Source organism: Methylophilus aquaticus, assembly GCF_030769565.1.
Lineage (GTDB): Bacteria > Pseudomonadota > Gammaproteobacteria > Burkholderiales > Methylophilaceae > Methylophilus > Methylophilus aquaticus.
Map to the genome: position 1 here is coordinate 53000 of NZ_JAVCAP010000021.1, position 15906 is coordinate 68905.

General features: G+C 54.0%; 16 protein-coding genes. All 16 read left to right on the forward strand.

What is annotated here, in order from left to right:
• Nucleotides 1-26 precede the first annotated feature (26 nt).
• The 16 genes from Q9291_RS10205 to Q9291_RS10280 all read left to right on the forward strand — a co-directional run bounded on the left by Q9291_RS10205 (nucleotide 27) and on the right by Q9291_RS10280 (nucleotide 15903).
• Nucleotides 27-1820, forward strand: a complete 1794-nt coding sequence (locus tag Q9291_RS10205) for a methanol/ethanol family PQQ-dependent dehydrogenase (protein ID WP_306389944.1) — start codon at nucleotides 27-29, stop codon at nucleotides 1818-1820.
• Between the two features lie 105 nt (nucleotides 1821-1925).
• On the forward strand, nucleotides 1926-2765 hold the full coding sequence (gene moxJ / locus Q9291_RS10210; RefSeq protein ID WP_306389945.1) for a methanol oxidation system protein MoxJ: 840 nt from the start codon (nucleotides 1926-1928) through the stop codon (nucleotides 2763-2765).
• A gap of 92 nt (nucleotides 2766-2857) precedes the next feature.
• Nucleotides 2858-3400, forward strand: coding sequence for a cytochrome c(L), periplasmic (gene moxG / locus Q9291_RS10215; RefSeq protein ID WP_370530757.1), 543 nt, complete (start codon nucleotides 2858-2860; stop codon nucleotides 3398-3400).
• A 146-nt stretch (nucleotides 3401-3546) separates the two neighbouring features.
• Nucleotides 3547-3822: a methanol dehydrogenase gene (locus Q9291_RS10220; protein ID WP_306389947.1), complete on the forward strand. Its 276-nt coding sequence runs from the start codon at nucleotides 3547-3549 to the stop codon at nucleotides 3820-3822.
• 134 nt (nucleotides 3823-3956) lie between these two features.
• Complete coding sequence (locus tag Q9291_RS10225; protein ID WP_306389948.1) at nucleotides 3957-4976, forward strand: AAA family ATPase; 1020 nt, start codon at nucleotides 3957-3959, stop codon at nucleotides 4974-4976.
• 47 nt (nucleotides 4977-5023) lie between these two features.
• A complete protein-coding gene (locus tag Q9291_RS10230; protein WP_306390082.1) occupies nucleotides 5024-6076 on the forward strand; it encodes a DUF58 domain-containing protein in 1053 nt (350 codons plus the stop codon).
• Nucleotides 6073-7005 carry a hypothetical protein gene (locus Q9291_RS10235; protein ID WP_306389949.1) on the forward strand — a complete coding sequence of 311 codons (933 nt, stop codon included), beginning with the start codon at nucleotides 6073-6075 and terminating at the stop codon, nucleotides 7003-7005. Before Q9291_RS10230 ends, Q9291_RS10235 begins: the two co-directional genes overlap by 4 nt.
• A complete protein-coding gene (locus Q9291_RS10240) occupies nucleotides 7002-8048 on the forward strand; it encodes a vWA domain-containing protein (protein WP_306389950.1) in 1047 nt (348 codons plus the stop codon). Before Q9291_RS10235 ends, Q9291_RS10240 begins: the two co-directional genes overlap by 4 nt.
• On the forward strand, nucleotides 8024-8635 hold the full coding sequence (locus tag Q9291_RS10245; protein WP_306389951.1) for a hypothetical protein: 612 nt from the start codon (nucleotides 8024-8026) through the stop codon (nucleotides 8633-8635). The genes Q9291_RS10240 and Q9291_RS10245 overlap by 25 nt, the downstream gene beginning before the upstream one ends.
• Complete coding sequence (locus tag Q9291_RS10250; protein WP_306389952.1) at nucleotides 8632-9720, forward strand: VWA domain-containing protein; 1089 nt, start codon at nucleotides 8632-8634, stop codon at nucleotides 9718-9720. Before Q9291_RS10245 ends, Q9291_RS10250 begins: the two co-directional genes overlap by 4 nt.
• Before the next feature lie 2 nt (nucleotides 9721-9722).
• The gene (locus Q9291_RS10255) at nucleotides 9723-10322 is read left to right on the forward strand and encodes an SRPBCC family protein (RefSeq protein ID WP_306389953.1); all 600 of its coding nucleotides are present in this window, start codon (nucleotides 9723-9725) and stop codon (nucleotides 10320-10322) included.
• On the forward strand, nucleotides 10313-10681 hold the full coding sequence (locus Q9291_RS10260; protein WP_306389954.1) for a hypothetical protein: 369 nt from the start codon (nucleotides 10313-10315) through the stop codon (nucleotides 10679-10681). The genes Q9291_RS10255 and Q9291_RS10260 overlap by 10 nt, the downstream gene beginning before the upstream one ends.
• A gap of 39 nt (nucleotides 10682-10720) precedes the next feature.
• The gene (locus Q9291_RS10265; protein ID WP_306389955.1) at nucleotides 10721-11110 is read left to right on the forward strand and encodes a thioredoxin family protein; all 390 of its coding nucleotides are present in this window, start codon (nucleotides 10721-10723) and stop codon (nucleotides 11108-11110) included.
• Between the two features lie 180 nt (nucleotides 11111-11290).
• A complete protein-coding gene (locus tag Q9291_RS10270; protein WP_306389956.1) occupies nucleotides 11291-13192 on the forward strand; it encodes a PQQ-dependent dehydrogenase, methanol/ethanol family in 1902 nt (633 codons plus the stop codon).
• A 155-nt stretch (nucleotides 13193-13347) separates the two neighbouring features.
• Complete coding sequence (locus tag Q9291_RS10275) at nucleotides 13348-15006, forward strand: quinoprotein dehydrogenase-associated putative ABC transporter substrate-binding protein (RefSeq protein WP_306389957.1); 1659 nt, start codon at nucleotides 13348-13350, stop codon at nucleotides 15004-15006.
• Nucleotides 15007-15315: 309 nt separating this feature from the next.
• Nucleotides 15316-15903 carry a c-type cytochrome gene (locus Q9291_RS10280; RefSeq protein WP_306389958.1) on the forward strand — a complete coding sequence of 196 codons (588 nt, stop codon included), beginning with the start codon at nucleotides 15316-15318 and terminating at the stop codon, nucleotides 15901-15903.
• The last annotated feature ends 3 nt before the right edge of the window (nucleotides 15904-15906 follow it).

The following is a 15906-nucleotide window of genomic DNA, read 5'->3' on the forward strand; positions in this document are numbered from 1 at the left end:
TCAATTCTTAGCGATTAGGAGATAGTATGAAGAAATCATCACGTGCCATGCTTGGCGCACTTGTTGGAGGGCTGTTCGCAACTGCATCTGGTTTTGCTTTTGCCGATGCGGATCTCGACAAGGCGCTCAATACTGCAGGTGCCTGGCCGGTAGCTACCGGTGGTTATTACAGCCAGCATAACAGCCCATTAGCACAAATCAACAAGTCCAACGTTAAAAACGTCAAAGCGGCTTGGTCATTTTCAACCGGTGTTTTGAATGGTCACGAAGGTGCGCCATTGGTCATCGGTGACATGATGTACATCCACTCTGCTTTTCCAAACAATACCTACGCCTTGAATCTGAACGATCCAGGCAAGATTGTCTGGCAGCACAAGCCTAAGCAAGATGCTTCAACCAAAGCAGTGATGTGCTGTGACGTGGTTGACCGTGGTCTGGCTTACGGTGCAGGTCAAATTGTTAAAAAGCAAGCCAATGGTCATCTGTTAGCGCTGGATGCCAAGACCGGCAAAATCAACTGGGAAGTTGAAGTATGTGATCCAAAAGTGGGTTCAACATTGACCCAGGCGCCATTTGTAGCCAAAGACACGGTATTGATGGGCTGTTCAGGTGCTGAGTTGGGTGTGCGCGGTGCGGTCAACGCATTCGACTTGAAAACGGGTGAGCTGAAATGGCGTGCTTTCGCCACGGGTCCTGACGAAGAAGTCCGTTTGGCCAAAGATTTCAACAGCCAAAACCCACACTATGGTCAATTTGGTTTAGGTACTAAAACCTGGGAAGGCGATGCCTGGAAAATCGGTGGCGGTACAAACTGGGGCTGGTATGCCTATGATCCTAAATTGAACCTGTTCTACTACGGTTCAGGCAACCCGGCACCATGGAACGAAACCATGCGTCCTGGCGACAACAAATGGACAATGACTATCTGGGGTCGTGATCTGGACACCGGTATGGCTAAATGGGGTTACCAAAAGACGCCGCATGACGAGTGGGACTTTGCGGGTGTGAACCAGATGGTGCTGACCGACCAACCAGTTGACGGCAAAATGACCCCATTGCTGAGCCACATTGACCGTAACGGTATCCTGTACACATTGAACCGTGAAACCGGTAAATTGATTGTGGCAGAAAAAGTTGACCCGGCGGTGAACGTGTTCAAAAAAGTGGATTTGAAATCAGGTACACCCGTACGTGATCCAGAGTTCGCAACACGTATGGACCACAAAGGTACCAACATTTGTCCATCCGCGATGGGCTTCCACAACCAGGGCGTTGACTCTTATGACCCTGAAAGCCGTACCTTGTACGCTGGCTTGAACCACATTTGTATGGATTGGGAGCCGTTCATGCTGCCATACCGTGCAGGTCAGTTCTTCGTGGGTGCAACGCTGGCGATGTACCCTGGCCCTAACGGTCCAACCAAGAAAGAAATGGGCCAAATCCGTGCATTTGACTTGACGACTGGTAAAGCCAAATGGACCAAGTGGGAGCAGTTTGCAGCTTGGGGCGGTACTTTGTACACCAAAGGCGGCCTGGTCTGGTACGCAACTCTGGATGGTCACCTGAAAGCGCTGGACAACAAAGACGGTAAAGAACTGTGGAAATTCAAAATGCCATCTGGTGGTATCGGATCTCCTATGACTTACTCCTTCAAAGGCAAGCAATACGTTGGCAGCATGTACGGTGTTGGCGGTTGGCCTGGCGTAGGTCTGGTATTTGACTTGACAGACCCAAGTGCTGGTTTGGGTGCGGTAGGTGCGTTCAAAGAACTGCAACACCACACACAAATGGGCGGTGGTTTGATGGTGTTTGGCCTGTAATCAAGACAGATTACCCCTGTCGTCAATCATCAGGACGGCTGGCCGGTGTGTTTCATCGTGCCTGGCCAGCCGGATCTGGTGTCAACTGGATGGAGAAGGAAAGTAATGAATCAAATTTTCGCAAGCGGCTGCCAGTGGGCAGTGCGAGCATCTGTCATGGCCGTGTTGAGTGTGTGTGCAGTGCCTGTATTGGCCGAGCCACTCAATGTATGTGCCGGCAAGGCTGAGTTGCCATTTTCAAACGATCAGAAAGAGGGCTTCGAAAACACGATTGCACAACTGGTAGGCAAGGCATTGAATGTCCCGGTCAATTTTGTCTGGTGGACCAATGCGCTGACTGTAGGCAAAGACCTGGATGAGAAAAAATGTGATGTATTGATCGGCACCGACCCGGCTGACCCACGCATATTACCGACCAAGGCTTACTACAGAACCGGTTATGTATTCATTACCCGTGAAGACCGCGAGATTGATATCACCTCCTGGGATCATCCTTATTTAAAAGAAAGAAATTTCCGTATTGGCGTGATGCCGGATAGCCCCGGCAAAAACATGTTGCTGCAAATCAACCGCTTTGACGACATGTTTGACTACTTTACTGAAATCCAGAATTTCCAGTCCACCCGTAACCGTTACATTCGTGTCGAACCGTCACGACTGGTGAACGACGTGGTGAGTAAACATCTGCATGCAGCCATGTTATGGGCGCCTGAAGCTGCACGCTATGTGCATGCTGCTGAGGTGCCATTGAAAATGGTGCTGGTGGAAGATAACGCCAAAAAAGCCAATGGTGAAAAAATCCCGATGCAGTACAGCGTTGTGATGGGCGTGCGTAAATCCGCCCCGGAGCTGCGTGATGCTCTTGATCGCGTCATTGATGCGCATGGTGCCGAGATTGAAGCCATCTTGAAAAAAGAAGGCATCCCGCTGTTACCCGTAAATTAACGGGTAGTCATTAATTTATTGTTGTTTTTTGGAGTAATGAATTGAAAGTATCTCAACAACCTCAGCCGCGACGTATCGGCCAACAGCTTGCCATGACATTTGGCGTCACAGGGTTGGTCATGGCCGCATTTTTTACAGTGGCCTGTGCCAAGGCCGATGGCCCTGCACAAGAAAAGGCTGGCAATGCAGCACCTGCCAAGCTGGAATTGAAAGACGGCCCGCCGCTGGAGTTTCGTGGCACGTTGTCTGGTGATGTGCTGGAGATGGTGCCGATGGAAGACGAGGTGGTGACGCCTGAGGCCAAACACTTTCTGGCCACTGGTGAGAACCCCTACCAGGGCAATCAGGAGGCCGTCAATAAAGGGTATACCATTTTCTCCACGGCCTGTTCTGGTTGCCATGGCCATCTGGCGGAAGGCAAGCTAGGTCCTGCCTTGGCGGATGACTACTGGACTTACCCGAAAAACGAGACCGATAAAGGGATTTTTGAAACCATTTATGGCGGCGCAGCCGGCATGATGGGCCCACAACAGGGGCGCCTGACCGTGGATGAAATTCTGCATGTGATTGCCTGGGTTCGTCATCAGGCCGAAGAAAATGCCAAAAATGGCGGCGCTGCAGCCAACCATGGTTAATCCCATGCTGCAGCGACAGGGCATCCGCGTTTAAGTGAATGCCTTGCGCCACGATTTGTATGCACAGTATTGCAAGGGTGTTTGGCTGGTGGACATCTCTTGTAATTAAAAAATACACACCAGTTAATTTAAAAAAGGAGAAAGTGATGAAACACGTATTGACATTACTGGCAGTAGCCGGTGTGTTGGCTGTGTCCAATCAGGCTCTGGCTTATGACGGTCAAAACTGTAAAGAGCCAGGCAACTGCTGGGAAGCCAAACCCGGCTATCCGGAAAAAATTGCGGGTTCCAAATATGACCCAAAACATGATCCGGCTGAAGTCAGCAAACAAGAGCAAGCCATTAAAGCCATTGATGCACGTAACGCTAAACGCATTGCCAATGCCAAAGCAACAGGTACCTTTGTTTTTGATGTGAAGTGATCGTCATTTCCCCCCAATGAGGCTGATATCGGCAGCGATATCAGCTTCAAACTCCCTGGTAGTGTTGTTGCAAAGGTATGCAGGTTGCGTGCAGCCGCCATACCTCTGTGTCATCACGAATAACGGAATCATGTATGCAAAACAAGATTGAACTGCCGGTCTGGCGGGAACGCGCAATCGCCTTTGAGCAAGCCTTACAAACGGTGGTGGTCGGTATGCCGGAGCAGGTGCGTGCCCTGACCATCGCTATATTTTCGCGTGGGCATGTCTTGCTGGAAGGCGATGTAGGCGTAGGTAAAACCACCTTGTTACGGGCGGCTGCCCAGTTGCTGGGTGGAGGCTATCAGCGGATTGAAGGGGCGATTGATCTGATGCCCAGCGATTTTCTGTATCACGCATACATCAATGAACAGGGGCAAGCGGCGGTGAAGCCCGGTCCCTTGCTGCAGCATGATGAAGCCCTGGCCGTGTTCTTTTTTAATGAAATTAACCGGGCACGCCCGCAGGCACATGCCTTGTTTTTGCGGTTGATGGCTGAGCGTTCGGTGAATGCTTTTAACCGCGAATATCATTTTCCCCACCTGACGGTGTTCGCTGACCGTAACCGGCTGGAACGCGAGGAAACCTTTGAGATTCCGGCCGCCGCACGCGACCGTTTTCTGATGGAAATCTCAGTCAAGGCGCCGGAGTCGCGCGAGCTGCAACGTTCCTTGATGTTTGATACCCGCTTTTATGATGTGGATGCGCTGGTCAATGCCTTGCCATCCGGCCTCACGCCTTACGATCAGCTCAATGCGGTGGCTGCAGCAGTGCAAGCCAGTGTACGTGCTGAAGACAGTTTGCAGGAGTATGCGGTGAATTTGTGGCGCGCGCTGAAAGACCCGGTGGCTTTTGGTATTCAACTTGAGGATGTGGATATGTCCAGACTGCTGGCAGGCGGCGCCAGTCCTCGCGGGATGGCCATGCTGATGCGTAGTGCGCGTACACGCGCCTGGCTGGAAGGTCGCGATTATCTGACTCCGGATGATATTCGTGCCATCTGGCCAGTGGTCGTCGGTCACCGTGTATTCTTGAATGGGGCCTATGCCATGCAGCGCGAGCGCCTGGCGCCTCAGCTTCTGCAGGCGGTACTGGATAAGGTGTCCGCGCCTTAAGCGGATGTGGTGAGCCATGCCAGTTTTTTGTTTGCAAGTTGCCCGTGATGACACTCAGTAATCCTGTGAGACGCGCCTTTAAACGTGCAGGTCAGAGCCTGTCAACCATGTTGGGGCCAGCCAGCATTTCTTCAGCCGTGTCAGTCCCGCCGGAATCATCAGGGGCAAGTGCCTTGCCGTCAGATGCCTTATCTCCCTTACCGGCAACCGGTGGGCTGAATGACCGCTTTGATCCCGCCCTGTTTACTTATCAGGTGAACTGGCGCTCGGTGGCTTATCACGCCGGTGCCTATCTGACCCGACACCAGGGTGCTGGCAGCGATTTTGCCGGATTTTCACCATTACTTGCCAGCCCTGACCCGCGCCGGGTCGATGTGCGCGCCAGTTTGCGGTCCATTCCCCAGCAATTGATGGTGCGTACATTTCTTGAGCGCGGCGCGATTCGGGTATTTGCCTTGCTCGATGTATCGAGTTCCATGCAGTTTGAGGGCATGCGTGACCAGCGTCAGCAAATGACCGAGCTGGCTGCGGCCATTGCCTGGTCGGCGACCCGGCAGGGGGATGCTTTTGGCTTGCTGGCCGCCGATGACAGCGTGCAAGCCGCACTCACCATCCCGACGGGGTATCAGCAAACGCTGGCACAGCAGGTGGCCACCCAATGTACCCGCTTCTGGCAGCAGCGGGCAGCCGAGCTCCAGCCATGTCAGTCAGCGGCCATGCCGCAGGCGGCAGCGTCACTCGGCGCGCAACGTGCACTGGTGTTTCTCATTTCTGATTTTTACTGGTCAGCGGAGCAGCTGGCACGCACATTAACCGCTTGCGAGGGGCATGATGTGGTGCCACTGGTATTGCGTGACCCCGCCGCTTTTGAGCAGGTGCCAGCTTTCGGCTGGGCGCGTGTAAGGGATATGGAAACCGGGCAGGAAACCGGCCTGATGCTGCGGCCAGCCTTGCAAAGCCGCATGCATGCGCATGCCAAACAACAGCGCGCGCTTTTATCGGCGACCTTCGCCCGCCATGGCACACGCCCGCCGTTGTGGTTAGCCCCACAGTGGCGTCCCGAACAACTCAGTCAACATTTACTGGAGACTTGTGCATGATGCGTTTTGCTTGCGCCATGTTTACACCCATGATCGCGCCCATGCTACTGCCTGCGTGTGCGATAGCTTTGCTGGGCTGGATGCCAGCCTCCTCTGCGGCTGAAAGTCAGCCGCCGGGCGTCAGCATTGAAAGCCATACCCGTGAAACCGATTACACGCTGGGCAGCATCGCGCATCAGCATTTGCAGGTACGCGTGCCTGCCGGGTTCACGCTTGATCCGGGATCACTGCCACAAAAAGCGCAAAACGAAGCCATCGAGTTACGTGATGCGCACTGGACGCTCTCCAGCAAGGCAGATGGCAACCATTATGACTTTGTACTGGATTGGCAAATTTTTGTCGCATGGGCATCGGTCAAAAATATCCCACTCAAGCCGTTGCATCTGGTGTTTAAAAACAAACAACAGACACTGAATGTGGATGTGCTAGGTGACAAGGTACTGGTGTCGACTTTGTTGCCACCCAAAATGGATGATGCGCACGTCAAGCTGTATGCAGATGCACCACTGCCTGCCTGGCCATTGCAACCTGTGCTGCTGCGAATGCTGGGTTTCGGCCTGTTGCTGCTGCTGGCACTGACCTATCTGGCCTGGGTGATGGGCTGGATTCAATTGCCACAAGAGCGCCGTATGCCATTTCGTCAGGCATGGCGCACCATGCGCACCTTTTCTGATCAGGACCCGAATGCCATCAAACTGGCGATGCGTACACTCACACATGCGATGGACCAGTTTGCCGGTCAGGCAGTCACCGCTGAAAACTTAAGCTCATGGTTGCAGCAGCAGCCACGTCTGGCACCCCACGCGGCGGCCTTGCAGGCCTTTTATGCCGATGTGCAGCGCACGTTCTTTGCTGGACAGTCGCCAGCATGCGCTGTTTCAGAACTGCGGGCTTTGGCGCGTCAACTCAGTCAGCTTGAAGTGTCATGATGCAAACGACATGGACAGCCCTGATGAGCTGGGAGAGCTGGGGCTTGAGCAGGCATTGGCCTTTGCTATGCCTGCCACTGGCTTTGCTGCCTTTGTGCTTGCGTGGGTTTGTCGCTTTTGCACACCCGGCAGTGCAGGGCTTGCCAGAAGATATGCTCTCGATCTGGATGGCACGGCTCTGGCGCTGGGCTGCCGCATTGCTGCTGGCCGCTTTGTGCCTGGCATTGGCGGGGCCTTACTTGCATACGCAGCACATTGAAAAGCTCGGACGGGGTGCGCATGTGATGATTGTGCTGGACCGCAGTGCCAGTATGAATGATCCGTTTGCCAAAAAGGCGGGTGCCGACCCCCGTGCTTCCGATGCCCGCATCTCGAAAATGGTGGCTGCGCGTGATGTGCTGAAAAGCATGGTCAAGCAGGGTCATGAAGATTTAATGGGCATGGTCACGTTCAGTACTTCGCCGATTCTGGCCGCGCCATTAGGCAGTGACCGCGGCTTTGTGCAGGCCGCACTCGACGCCACGGAGGCCGGGGGCATGGGCTTTACCGCTGTCGCACGGGGCTTGGGCATGGCGCTGGATTACTTTTCTGACCAGCCGGTGACGGGCGCGCGTGCCATCGTGCTGGTGTCGGATGGTGGTGCGCATCTGGATGGTAAAACCCAGGATATGCTGCGCGCCATGTTTATGCGGCAGCAGGCTTCTTTGTACTGGATTTATTTACGTTCTGAAAATGGGGCCAGCCTCAAGCAGACGCCGGGGCAGGAAGAAAGTGTAGACGCCTATCCTGAATATGCACTGCATGAATATTTTCAGACCTTGCATGTACCTTACCACGTTTACGAAGCAGAAAATCCGCAAACTGTGGCGGCGGCGATTCAGGATATCGCCCGCTTGAAAAATAAACCCACCCGCTACATGGAGCCGGTGTCGCGTGTGGATTTGAGTGGCTATTTTTATCTCATGGCCTGCTTGGCATGCCTGGTGTTATGTGTGATTGACCGTCTGGAGTTGAAACAGTGGCCGCTTTCTTCAAACAATTGAATTCCCTGCGACAACGCATTTTGCCATGGGCGATTGTGCTGGCTGTGGTGTGCTTGGTGGGTGTGTGCTGGCAGGGTGTCCGCCTGACGCAAGCGCTGCATTATCGCGCCAGTATGCAACCTCACGCCCTGGTAAAAGTGGATAGTGTTGGCACGGAGAACACGGCGCAGGCATTGTTTGCCAACGCGGTGTATCAGGATGACCATGGTCAACCCGAACAGGCACTGGCGCTCTATACGCAACTGGCCAGAACAGTAGAGGCCGATGACCCTTTGCGCAAGCAGGCCTATTTTAACAGCGGTAATGTCTATATGCGGATGGCGACGCGCCTGCTGGAGCAACAGGGTTTGCCCGCCTGGGATGAGGCCGGGCCGCTGGTGGCGCTGGCCAAAGAAAGTTATCAGCACGCCTTGCGACAGGACCCTGCATGGTCGGAGGTGAAATACAACTATCAACTGGCCTTGCGCCTGGCGCCGACCACCTATGGCATGCACGGACCGACACAGTATGAGGATGAGCAGATCAAGCAGGAAGAAAAACCCAGTGGCTGGCCAGCGATGCCGGGTAATCCGCGAGGGATGCCATGAGTGTGTCAGAGCATTGGCGTGCGTTACGCCAGTCGTTGAATGCCAGTCAGCCGCGTCAGCGCTGGCGCGCACGTGGCTTGTGGTGGGGGGCGTTATTGCTGGGCCTGACCTTGCTGCATCCGCAAGCCTCTTTACCCAATCGTGTGTATGACTGGTTTTTTGTAGTAGACATTACCCAGAGCATGAATGTGCAGGATTACCAGCAGGGCGGGAAAAGTGTCAGCCGCTTGCAGGTGGCCAAACAAGCCCTGCGGCAAACCATTGCCCGCCTGCCTTGCGGCTCACGGGTTGCGCTGGGCCTGTTTACCGAGCGTAACAGCCTGAACATTGTAAGGCCGGTAGAGGTGTGCAGCCACTATGCTGCACTGGATCAAACCATTGCCCGGCTGGACTGGCGCATGGCCTGGGCCGCCGACTCGTTTATTGCGCATGGCGTGTACAGTGCGCTTGAGCAAACACCGGGGCTGGGCAAAGAGATGCGGCTGATGGTACTGACCGACGGCCATCAGGCGCCACCGGCTAACCCCAAATATATGCCCGCGTTTGCAGGCAAAGCTGGCGAAGTCAAAGGCTATCTGATCGGCATGGGGCAGCCGACCCCCAGTCCGATTCCCAAGCTGGATGAAAAAGATGCGGTGGCAGGCTACTGGGAACAAGAAGAAGTGCAGCGCTTTGGCAATTTCGGCATGGCGGAAACCTTGTCGGTGTTGGCCATGGAGCAAGGTCAGCATGACCGCAATGCGGGACATGGTGCCGGTTCTGATCTGTTGAGCAATGCGCACCTGTCGGGTCTGGATGCGGCTAATCTGCAACGGCTGTCGTCACAGACTGGCCTGGACTATGCTGCGCTGACGCAGCCTTCAGAGTTGCCTGCCCTGGCCACTGGCATGGGCCTGTCCGCCTATCGCTGGGCGGATACCGATATGCGGCCATGGCTGGCGGTGCCTGCCATCGTGCTGTTCTGTATTTACCTGATACTCACCTTTGCTGACAGCGGCCTGTGGATGACGGCAAGCCGCCTGGTCAGGCAGGTGTGTGGCAGCGTGAAGCCTTTTTTACCATCCCGTTTTCGTTTGAAGGAGTAAGCATGAAGTTGTTGATGTTGTTGTTAGGGTTGTCTGTTTCATCTGTGGTGCTGGCACATGGTCCCACGCCGCAAAAAACCGATGAATCCGTGCAGGTGGGCAGCAGTGCCGCCGACATGTGGAAGCGTGTCAGTGATCCCTGCGCGATTGCACAATGGCACCCCGAGGTGACGGCGTGCAGCCCGGTCAATGAAAAACAGCAGACACTGACGCTCAAAAATGGCAAGCAACTGTTGCAGGAGATCGATGAGGTCGCCCAGGCCGAAATGACCGTTTCCTATCGCCTGTCTGGCGAGATTGATCTGGAAGCGCTGCCAGTCAGTTCACTCAATGGAAAAATCAAAGTCAGCCCGGATGGCAGTGGTGCAAAAATCAGCTGGACAGCGCGCTACTACCGCGCATTTACCGGCAATGAGCCGCCTGCTGGTCAGGATGACGAGTCCGCAAAAAGTGCCGTTGACAGTTTTGTGAAAGCAGGGCTGCAAGGTCTGAAAGAAGGCCGCGCAGCCAAATCTGCTGCTAAAAGCCATGATTTGATCGACCGTTGCTGTGTGGCATTGCGTTCCACCTTCAAGCGTTGGGGGCTGAACTGGTGCGCCTGACTCACCGGCTAGTTTGGCTGCTCGGTGTGCTGTTGCTGGGCACCCCGGCGGCTGCGATGGCAGACTCACCAACCGAGCTGCCTGCGCCCGAAACCGTGGTCATGCTGGTAGAAACCGATGAGGCGCAGTGTCTGGTCAATGATGGAAAACTGATTTCACTGACGTTGAAGGATGCCACACAGCTTGTCGAGGTGTGGGTAGATCGCTGGTTTATGCAGGTGCAAACAGCGGATCACACCAAACATGTCCTGAGTCCGCAACACCCCGAGGTTGCACTGGGATGCTCACGCAGCAATGCCGGGCCGCAGCACTGGACAGTGCATCATGTGACCCTGCTGCCTTCACCGGCAGGCCATTGATAGCCGTGCCCGATAGACATTTCAAACAGAGGAAAAGATATGGAACCCGTTTTGAACCAGCCACAGCAGCTGGATAGCCAACAAGCCTTTAACCAGGTGGTTGCCGCGCATGCCTTTGTGGTGGTGGCGTTTACTGCCGACTGGTGTGAGCCATGCCAGGCATTTGCGCCGGTATTGGCCGAAGCTGCTGCACACACTCCGAATATTCTGTTCGCCAGTGCAGATGTGGATGTAGCGACCGATCTGGCAGCCAATTTTCAGGTGAAGCAAGTGCCTGCCCTGATGGTGGTGCGTGAGCGGGTGGTGATCGATATGGTCACCGGCGCCATGCAAGCGCGCGAGCTCAACCATCATTTGCAGATGTGGGCTGCACTCGATCTGACTGCGATAGAAGCCCATTTTTCAAAAACGGCCGACGCGGCTGCCTGAGTATTTCTGAATAGGGAGCCACCGGCAAGTTGGCTGGTGCTGCTCCCGAGTCCAGCGTGAAAAATTCCTGCCACGATGCGGGAACTCGTCTCAATCCCTGCCTGATACAAAAACCTATAGTTTGCCTACTCGGTTAGCAACACCGGGAACACTTACAAACATTACATTAGGAGGGTTGCAATGAAGCAACAATGGACAATGAAAGCCGTGTTTGCGGCAGTCGGCGCCATCACCTTGTTTGGCATGGGTACCAATACCTGGGCCAACGAGGAGATTATCAAGCGCAGTCAAAACCACAACCTGTGGGCAGCTCCGGGCCAAAACCTGGCGCTACAACGTCACAGCCAATTGAAAGACATCAACACTGGCAACGTTAAAAACTTGCAAATGATCTGGTCACAGTCTTCAGGCACCTTGCGTGGCCATGAAGGTCAGCCAGTGGTGGTTGAACACAATGGCAAGCCGATGATGTACATGGTTTCCGGTTGGCCCAATATTGTGCAGGCGCTGGATTTGTCCGACCCTGATCATCCAAAACAAATCTGGAACTACACCAAAAAGTCTGACCGTGACGAGTCTGCCGTGCCCCGTGCCTGTTGCGACACCATCAACCGCGGTTTGAACTATGCCGATGGCAAAGTGGTATTCCACACGCTGGATGGTTTCCTGATTGCACTGGATGCGACCACGGGTAAAGAAATCTGGGTGACCAAACACGCATTCCCGGACAAAGGTGAAACGCACTCTGGCCCGGCCATGGTCGCCGAAGGCCTGGTACTGGCCGGTTTTGGCGGGGATGAGTTTGCTGCCCGTGGCCGCGTGGTGGCTTATGACCTGAAAACGGGTAAAGAAGTCTGGAAATGCCATAGCACCGGCTCTGACGAAGACATGTGCATGACTAAAGACACCAACAAGGCCAATCCGCACTATGGTGTTGCCGGTATCAATATCGGTAAAACCTATCCAGGTGACGAGTGGAAAATCGGTGGCGGTTCGCCTTGGGCATGGTTCAGCTTTGACCCTAAATTGCGTATTGCCTATATGGGCACCGGTAACCCGGGCCATTGGTCGCCAGCCTATCGCTGCGGCTTTACCGGCAAAGACCTGACCCATGAAAAATGCAACACCCCGGATCCAAAAACCAATGTCGGTGCTTATGACAACAAATGGTCAATGACCATCATGGCGCGTAAAGTCGATACTGGCGAGTTGGTTTGGGCGTATCAAAAAACCCCTTACGATCAGTGGGATTATGACGGCGTGAACGAAAACATCCTGGTCGATGGCCTGGATGTGGACGGTAAAAAACACGACGCACTGGTCAACTTTGACCGTAACGGCTTTGCCTACGTGCTGGATCGTAAAGACGGTACTTTGTTGCGTGCCAACAAGTTTGTAACGGTGAACTGGGCCGAGAAGGTTGACCTGAAAAGTGGTCGTCCGATCAAAGTCAAAGAACACTCTCCTTTCGCACGTGATGTTAATACGCAAGCTTGTCCTTCTGCCATGGGCGGTAAAGACCAGCAACCTGCGGCAGTGGATCCAAAAGAGCCTAACGTATTCTATGTACCGACCAACAACTGGTGCATGGAAGACGAGCCACAAGAGCGTACCCACACGCAGCAAGGCACCGTGTATGTGTTTGCCAACGTGTATATGTATCCTGAAAAACCAGGTGTGACCGGTAAATTCAAAAAGTTTGATGTGGTCTCAGGTAAAACCATCTGGGAAATCCCTGATCCGTATCCAAACTGGGGTGGCGCACTGGTGACTGACGGCGGGCTGGCATTCTACGGCTCACTGGGGGGGGATTTCCGTGCGGTAGACCGTAAATCCGGCAAGGTGTTGTGGCAGCGCAAACTGGCTTCCGGCATCATCGGCAACCCGATTACCTACAAAATCAAGGGTAAACAATACGTGTCCGTGTGGACGGGTATTGGTGGCTGGATTGGTCTGCCTGTGACCGCAGGTCTGGACATGGATGACAAATACGGTGCGATTGGCGCGACGGCCATGGCCAAAGCTTCTGGTCTGGACAAGATTCCTCAAGGCGGCACCTTGTTCACCTTCCGTGTAGATTAATCGCATGACCCTGTACTAAGTTGAAACCGATACCGCGCACTGCACAGTGCGCGGTATTTGTGCTTTTACAGTGCGGTGAGTGTGGTGGGCAAACTGCATTCACCAGACTGGTAAGTCACCGTCTGAGTTGATCAAGCAGGATTTGGAGAAGAGAAATGCATGTGTTTATCAATAACAAACTGATTGTGAAGAAAATAGTAATCTTGTGTAGCGGCATGATGATGGCCGGCAGCCTGACTGTCGCCAGTGCCGAAGAAGCCGATTTGCCCAAGCGTACAGAGCCGTTGAGAGTGTGTGCAGACCCCGGCAACATGCCGATGTCTAACGACAAAGGCGAGGGCTATTCGAACAAAATCGCCAATATCATCGCCGAAGGCATGGGCACCAGTGTCAGTTACTTTTACCGTCCCTATTTAAACCGTGGCCTGACCCGGCAGACCTTTGACAACAATGAGTGCGACATTCTGATGGACATGACGCCGGATGATGAACGCATGATCACCACCATGCCACTGTTTAAAAGCACCTTTGTGTTGGTCTACCGCAATAATCAAGGCATCAACATCAGTTCACTCGATGATCCCAAGCTGCTAAACGATTACAAAGTGGGTGTATTCCAGCACTCGGCGATACGCACGGTGCTCCAGGAGCATGGCATGAAGCGCGAAAACACCCATGTGCGTACCATCGCCCATGATGCCGATTTGCGTCCGGAGCGGCAGCCGCATATGGATGTACAAAACATGCTGGATGGCCAGCTGGATGTCGCCGCCCTCTGGGGGCCGATGGCTGGCTGGTACAAAACCATGAAGCATGCCCCGATCGAGATTGTGCCGGTCAACCGCATGGATGATCGCACACCGATGGAATTTCCATTGGCTATTGGCATGAAACGCGGCGCCAAAGAACTCAAGGCCAAGATCGAGGCGGTCATGCTCAAGGAGAAAGACCGCATCAAGCAGGTGTTTGTGGAGTATGGTGTGCCGCTGGTGCAATGCGACGAATGCGTGGTGTCTGGCGATATTCCTTCGCATGGTCCTTATCAGCCGGTCGCCCGCCACGCCGACATCCCGCCGCAATCGGATGTGGCTACCTTGCCAGCACGCATCGATGAGGCGTTGAAACAGGGCGCAACCCTGGAAGGAGAGCTGTTTAACGCTGTGATTGCGCGTGATAATCCGCGTATTGAATATGTACTTAAACGTGGTGCCAAGATAGATGCGCGTGACCAGGATGGCCAAACTCCGTTGATGGTCGCAGTCAAAAGTGGTGATCTCAGCATTATCAATGGCCTGCTGACCTACAAGGCTAACCCGGACTTGCAGGACCATGATGGCTGGACCGCCGCCATGTATGGGGTACGCAGCAATGAACCCAAAATCTTCCGCTTGCTGGGCAAGTTCAAGGCAGACTTCAACAAGGTCAACAAAGATGGCCTGACGGCGCTGGCGCTGGCGATTGTGGATAACAAAGCCAATGCGGCTGTCGCCATGCTGGACAATCGGGCCAACCCGGACATGGCCATGGGCGAGGCCAAGTACAACGCCATGATGCTGGCTGTGAAAAAAGGCAATTTGCAAATGGTGCAAACCCTGTTGCAGTACAAGGCGAATCCCAACGCCAAAAATACCGCCGGGCTGACCCCGCTGATGATTGCTGCCTTCGACAATCAGGACATGATGGTGTCCTTATTGTTGAAATCGGGAGCGGACCCTGCCTTGAAAGACAGTATTGGCAAGACGGCACTCAAGATGGCCGAGGAGAATCAGGCAGAAAAAACGGTAGGCCTGCTGAAAGCACAGACCAGCTTGTGACGCTTACTGGTCTCTAGTTTGGCCTGAGCAGGCGCGTTGCAAGCCGCGCCTGCATCTGCACGGCGCGCTTGTGCATGCGCCATTTTTGCGCCAGCACGTCTATGCGTATGCATCGCCATTTTGGGAAATATTCCTGATGGTTTAAGGGATGGATTCTGCCATCCAAAGCGCAGAGTTGTCGTTAAATGCCCATCTGTTGCAACGATTTATTTTGAATCAAGCAATGGATTTTGAATCAAGCAATAGATTTTTAATCAAGATAGTGTGAAAGTGCATATGAAAGTTTTAGCGATCATTGGATTCAGTTTGATGGCTTTGATCAGCGTGGCCAACGCCGACTCCATTAAAAAGACAGCAGGTGATGAGGCCCGCAGACATCCCCTGATGCTGGCAGAAAACACGGCAGAGCCAGAGCAAGCCGTGGGTGCGGACGGTTTTAGACTGCCCCCGCAGCGTCAAAAAAGCACGGCACCGGATATTCCACCGCTGGCTTCTGACAAATCCCCGCATGACGTGGCCATGGCGGCAGAAAAGGGTACGCTGAAAAACCCTTATTCTTACAGCACGATGGACCCGGCGCTGGTGGAAGCAGGGCGCAAAAAGTATATGAGCGTCAGTTGTAATGGTTGCCATGGCGGCAATGGCGGCGGGGGCATGTGTCCACCGTTGTCCAATGCGACCTGGGTATACGGGGCAGATGACGACACCTTGTTCAGACTGGTATCGCTGGGCAGTGATGAGTTGCAGAAACAGGGCTATACCCGCAAAGGCCGTGAAAACGTGGTTGGACCGATGCCGCCACACGGAAAAATTGTCAAAACAGAAGATGATTTGTGGCGGATTATCTATTTTATCCGCGGCAATTTCCGTGGGGATGCCAAAGACATCAAGTGGTAATGG